The organism is Trichlorobacter sp. (assembly GCF_030247655.1).
Taxonomy (GTDB): Bacteria; Desulfobacterota; Desulfuromonadia; order Geobacterales; family Pseudopelobacteraceae; genus Trichlorobacter.
In genome coordinates this window covers 1-4,639 of sequence record NZ_JAOTRZ010000222.1, presented here as the reverse complement: position 1 = coordinate 4,639, position 4,639 = coordinate 1, and the positions used below count along the sequence as shown (strand labels likewise).

Here is a 4,639-nt window from a genome sequence, read left to right as displayed (position 1 = left end):
GCGGCTGGTTTGTTGTGCTGGCGGGATCGGCAAGGCTAATGCCGCATCAGCCGCCACTTCACTGGTTGAGCGGTATCGACCTGAATTACTCATCATTACCGGTTGCGGCGGTGCCTATCCGGGCAGCGGACTTTCAGTGGGTGAGCTGGCCATTGCCAGTGATGAGATCTTTGGTGATGAAGGGGTACTGACCCCAACCGGCTGGCTGGATATGGGCCAGATGGAACTGCCCCTGCTGACTAAGGGAGAGCGTTCCTGGTACAATAACATTCCGCTGGCCCGCCATGAGGCGCAAAAGACAATGAAGCTGGCAGGCAGCCATGGCCTGCGGTTGGTTCGCGGACGTTTTGTGACGGTATCAAGCTGCAGCGGCACCAAGGTGCGGGGACAGGAGTTCGCCCGGCGCTATCAGGCGATCTGTGAGAATATGGAGGGGGCTGCCATTGCCTTGACAGCGCTGCGTTATGGTATCCCTTGCCTGGAAATACGTGGCATCAGTAATCTGGTGGAAGACCGTGATATGTCCCGCTGGGATATCAGCCGGGCCGTGGAAGCGGCCCAGCGCTTTGTGATCAAGATAGTTGAAGAGGTAGGCAAGTAGGCGACTGGCCGTACTCCGGTGGTAAACCGACCTTGTTTGCCTGTTCAACCAGCTGATTCAGCTGAACCCTTGTTTTTTCGTATTCCTGGTTAAGTTGACGGCTACGGGTGTTAAGCTCGGCAATCTTTTCCCGGCCAAGCATCCTTTTCCCGTCTCCTCCATCCTGCTTCAGCTGTTCCATCTCTTGCTCAATCTTTTTCAGCTGTCCCCGCAGCGTCTGAAACTGTTGCTGCCATTCTGCAGCTGTACGGTCACCAAATTTAGTGGAAGGCCCCGCTGCTTCCTGGGCAGATCCAGTTTGTTGAGTTGCCGGAGTCTTGGCTTCATTTTTTACAGTAGCAGGTTTTGCATCAGGGACTGCCTCCTCGCTCGCTGCCTGGCGCAGCGCCTTGGCCCGGTATTTTTTTGGCACGGCTCCGAGATCATCGGTAAAGTGCATGGTGCCTGAAGGATCAGTCCAGGAATAGCTTGCCGCACCTGATGCGACCGGCAACAACAGTAATGCTATCAACAGTACCAGATGTTTCATGCTACGTACCTCCCTCAGCTAACGTTCGCCAAAAATAGCCGTGCCGACCCGTACCAACGTTGCCCCTTCTTCAATCGCCACTTCAAAATCGCCGGACATCCCCATGGAAAGTTCAGCCATCTCAACACCGGGAATCTGCTCGTTCCTGATCTGGTCAGCCAGTTGGCGCAGCTCACGGAAGTAGGGCCGGGCTGCCTCAGGGTCATCAAAAAAAGGTGGCATGGTCATCAACCCCCGTATGCTGATGTTGGGCAGCAGGGCAATCGCCCGTATCAGTTCCAAGGCATCTGCAGTGGTTGTGCCTGATTTTGTCGCCTCTCCGGAGACGTTGACCTGTACCAGAACAGCACAGCTCGCGTCCTGTTTGTTGCGCCACTGTCGATCAATCTCCTGTGCCAATGATAACCGGTCAACCGTATGGATCATGCTGACAATACCGGGCAGGTACTTGACCTTGTTGCTCTGCAGGTGGCCGATCATGTGCCACTCGACAGAACACGGCAGTTGCTCCGCCTTGTCGCACAGTTCCTGGACATAGTTCTCTCCAAAGATCTGTTGACCTGATGCCGTTGCTTCGATAACAACCGAGGCTGGATGCAGCTTGGAAACTGCCACCAGATGCACTGAAGCGGGATCTCTGCCGGATACGACACAGGCCTGCCGGATACGCGCCTGAACAGTTGCAAGGTTGTCAGCGATCCTGGACATGCTTATAAGGCCCCTAGTTGGTGCAATGTCTCCACCAGTTCGCAGGTTGGCAGCCCTACAACGTTGGTGTAAGAACCGTGTATTTCCCGCACAAAATGAGCTGCGCCACCCTGAATCGCATAGGCGCCGGCCTTATCCAGCGGGCAGCCTGTCTTCACGTAGTCGGTAATCTCCTGCTGCGATAGCTGCTTGAAGACCACTTGCGTCCGCACTGCACGTTTGATACAGACGTTACTCTGTTTGTCCAGCACCGCGTAGGCGGTTACCACCTCATGCCCTTTGCCGGACAGGTCGGTCAGCATCTGAACCGCATCGCTATCATCCACCGGCTTGCCCATGATCCGGCCATCAAGTACTACGATTGTATCAGCACCGATAAAGAACTGCCCGCTTGTTTCCCGCACAGCAGTAGCTCTGGCCTTTTCTTCAGCCAGACGGAGGGCATGCTCTACCGCATCTTCACCCGGTAGCGGTTCCTCTGGAATATCAGCCGGTGCCACCCTGAACGAAACACCAGCCAGCTCCAACAGTTCAGAGCGGCGTGGCGAGGCAGAGGCCAGTACGATCTGGGGGCTAGTTGCCGCCACGCTTGCGCTCCTCCTCACGTTCTTCCTGACGTCGTTTCTGCTCCTCAAGCTCAGCCCAATGGGCCTTCCAGTCCTTTTTCTTGACCCTGTGCAGGATAAACACCCCTGGAATTATCAGAATGCCAAAGAATATGTTTGATTCAATATGATTCATCAGGCCATAGACCAGTGATGCCACCCCCATCAGAAAAAGGGCAACTTCCAAAGAAAATAGTCTGCCGATCAGTGAGCTTTCCTGGCGCTCTTTTGCATCGTCATGCTGCATGGGAAAATTCCTTCCATGGAAATATTTTTCCTGGGTTTAAAATATTATTGGGGTCCAACGCCAGCTTGATCCCCTGCATGGTCTTGATCTGGGTCGGGGTCAGTTCCATCTCAATATAGGGCTGTTTGGCCAGTCCCACGCCATGCTCGCCGGACATGGTGCCGTTCAGGTCCAGGGCAGCCTGGAAGATCTCCTTGATCGCCTCGTGGGCCTTTTCTTCCTGGCCCGGAACCTCTTTGTTGATCATGACATTGACATGGATATTACCATCACCGGCATGACCGAAGTTGACGATCGGAATATCGTACTTCTGCTGGATCTTCTCGATCTCGCGGATAACCACCGGCACCTTGCTGCGGGGCACCACGATGTCTTCGTTAAATTTGTGGGGGTTTACATCCCGCAACGATGGTGACACCAGCCGTCGTACCTTCCAGAGCGCCTCTGATTCAGCGGCATCCTTGGCAGCCCTGAACTGCACCAGTCCCAGCGGTTTGATCAGTTCATGGATGCGGGCAGCTTGTTTTTCAATCAGTTCTGTATCGCCATCCACCTCAATTAGTAGCACAGCCCGACCTTCCGGGGGGATCCCCAGATTGAACCGCTTTTCAACGCACTGCAGGGTGGCATAGTCCATAAACTCAAGCGTGGTGGGGATAATCCTGTTGCCAATAATGGTGGAAACCGCCTGGGCAGCGCCATCGATTGAATCAAAGATAGTCAGCATGGTCTTCTTGGCTTCCGGCAGCGGCAGCAGCTTGAAGATGATCTTGGTGATGACTCCCAGAGTGCCTTCGCTGCCGCACAGCAGACGGGTCAGGTCATAGCCCACCACCGCCTTGTAGGTCTCGGTGCCGGTACGGATGATCTCACCAGTGGGCAATACCAGCTCCAGCCCCATCACAAAATCTTTGGTAACACCGTACTTGACACAGCGGGGGCCACCGGCGTTCTCTGCCACGTTGCCTCCCAAGGTAGAAAATTTAAGTGAGGCTGGATCAGGCGGATAGAACAGCCCCAGCTTTTCCACGGCCTTCTGGAAATCCTCGGTAACCACCCCAGGCTCCACTTCAGCAATCAGGTTTTCAGTATCAATCCGTAGAATCTTGTTCATGCGAGTAGTAACCAATACTACGCCGCCCGCTTTGGGCAGGGCACCGCCGGTAAAGCCACTGCCAGCGCCACGGGGAAAGACCGGAAACTTTCTGCTGTTAGCGAGTCTCAAAACCGCTGCCGTTTCTTCTGCGTTGGCCGGATGCACCACGGCAGAGGGCAGAAACTCCATCTGGGTGGCATCATACCCGTAACAGATCAGATCCTGCTTTTCTGTAGCAACATTTTCAACGCCCACAATGGCGCAGAGCTCTTGAACAACACCTGCGTCTAACATGCAACACCTCTAGCAATTGTTTTGATCCTGAATCTTACCCGATGCACTCGTTCAATAGCAAGTGAAAGGGATGGACTGCAAGGAGGCGCAGGTTCGCACCAACCAATCAGTGTGCCAAAAGTTGCACACCATGGTTCTATGGTGTAGACTATCACCAAAATTCTGTGGGGGTTCAATGCCATGCAGCCGATTATTACCTACAAAGAGCGGTGCCGCACCTGCTACTCCTGCGTAAGAACCTGTCCGGTCAAGGCGATCAAGGTTGATGGCGGCTATGCTGAAATCATCTATGAGCGTTGCATTGGCTGTGGTAACTGCCTGAACTGCCCCCAAAAAGCCAAAGTTGTCGTGGATCGGATGGTAAAAACACAGGAGCTGCTGGCCTCAGGAGATCCCGTTGTAGCGGTGCTGGGCTGTTCATTCCCTGCTTTTTTTCACTCCTATACACCTGGCCAGCTGGTTGCAGGCCTGAAGAGCCTGGGTTTTCATGAAGTACATGAAGGCGCCCATGGTGCTCGTATGATTGCCCCCCATTATGCTGCTGAAATTGCCAAAACAG

General features: G+C 54.2%; 7 protein-coding genes. 2 read left to right on the top strand and 5 right to left on the bottom strand.

Annotated elements, in window-relative coordinates:
* Positions 1–601: futalosine hydrolase (mqnB, locus tag OEL57_RS14280; RefSeq protein ID WP_300741342.1), on the top strand; the 601-nt coding region annotated here is incomplete at its 5' end.
* On the opposite strand, the gene OEL57_RS14275 is transcribed toward mqnB, so the two are convergent.
* The 5 genes from OEL57_RS14275 to OEL57_RS14255 are packed head-to-tail and all read right to left on the bottom strand — an operon-like array spanning position 573 to position 4,080.
* Positions 573–1,130, bottom strand: coding sequence for a DUF4124 domain-containing protein (locus OEL57_RS14275; RefSeq protein WP_300741340.1), 558 nt, complete (start codon positions 1,128–1,130; stop codon positions 573–575). The genes mqnB and OEL57_RS14275 overlap by 29 nt on opposite strands.
* Positions 1,131–1,148: 18 nt before the next feature.
* A complete protein-coding gene (locus tag OEL57_RS14270) occupies positions 1,149–1,838 on the bottom strand; it encodes a YggS family pyridoxal phosphate-dependent enzyme (RefSeq protein ID WP_300741338.1) in 690 nt (229 codons plus the stop codon).
* Positions 1,839–1,840: 2 nt separating this feature from the next.
* Entirely contained in the window at positions 1,841–2,425 is a 585-nt protein-coding gene (locus tag OEL57_RS14265; RefSeq protein WP_300741337.1) for a Maf family nucleotide pyrophosphatase, read from the bottom strand.
* Entirely contained in the window at positions 2,412–2,690 is a 279-nt protein-coding gene (locus OEL57_RS14260) for a hypothetical protein (protein WP_300741336.1), read from the bottom strand. The genes OEL57_RS14265 and OEL57_RS14260 overlap by 14 nt, the downstream gene beginning before the upstream one ends.
* The gene (locus OEL57_RS14255) at positions 2,680–4,080 is read right to left on the bottom strand and encodes an FAD-binding oxidoreductase (protein ID WP_300741335.1); all 1,401 of its coding nucleotides are present in this window, start codon (positions 4,078–4,080) and stop codon (positions 2,680–2,682) included. Before OEL57_RS14255 ends, OEL57_RS14260 begins: the two co-directional genes overlap by 11 nt.
* 180 nt (positions 4,081–4,260) lie before the next feature.
* On the opposite strand from OEL57_RS14255, the gene OEL57_RS14250 reads away from it, so the two are divergent.
* Positions 4,261–4,639: 4Fe-4S dicluster domain-containing protein (locus OEL57_RS14250; RefSeq protein WP_300741333.1), on the top strand; the 379-nt coding region annotated here is incomplete at its 3' end.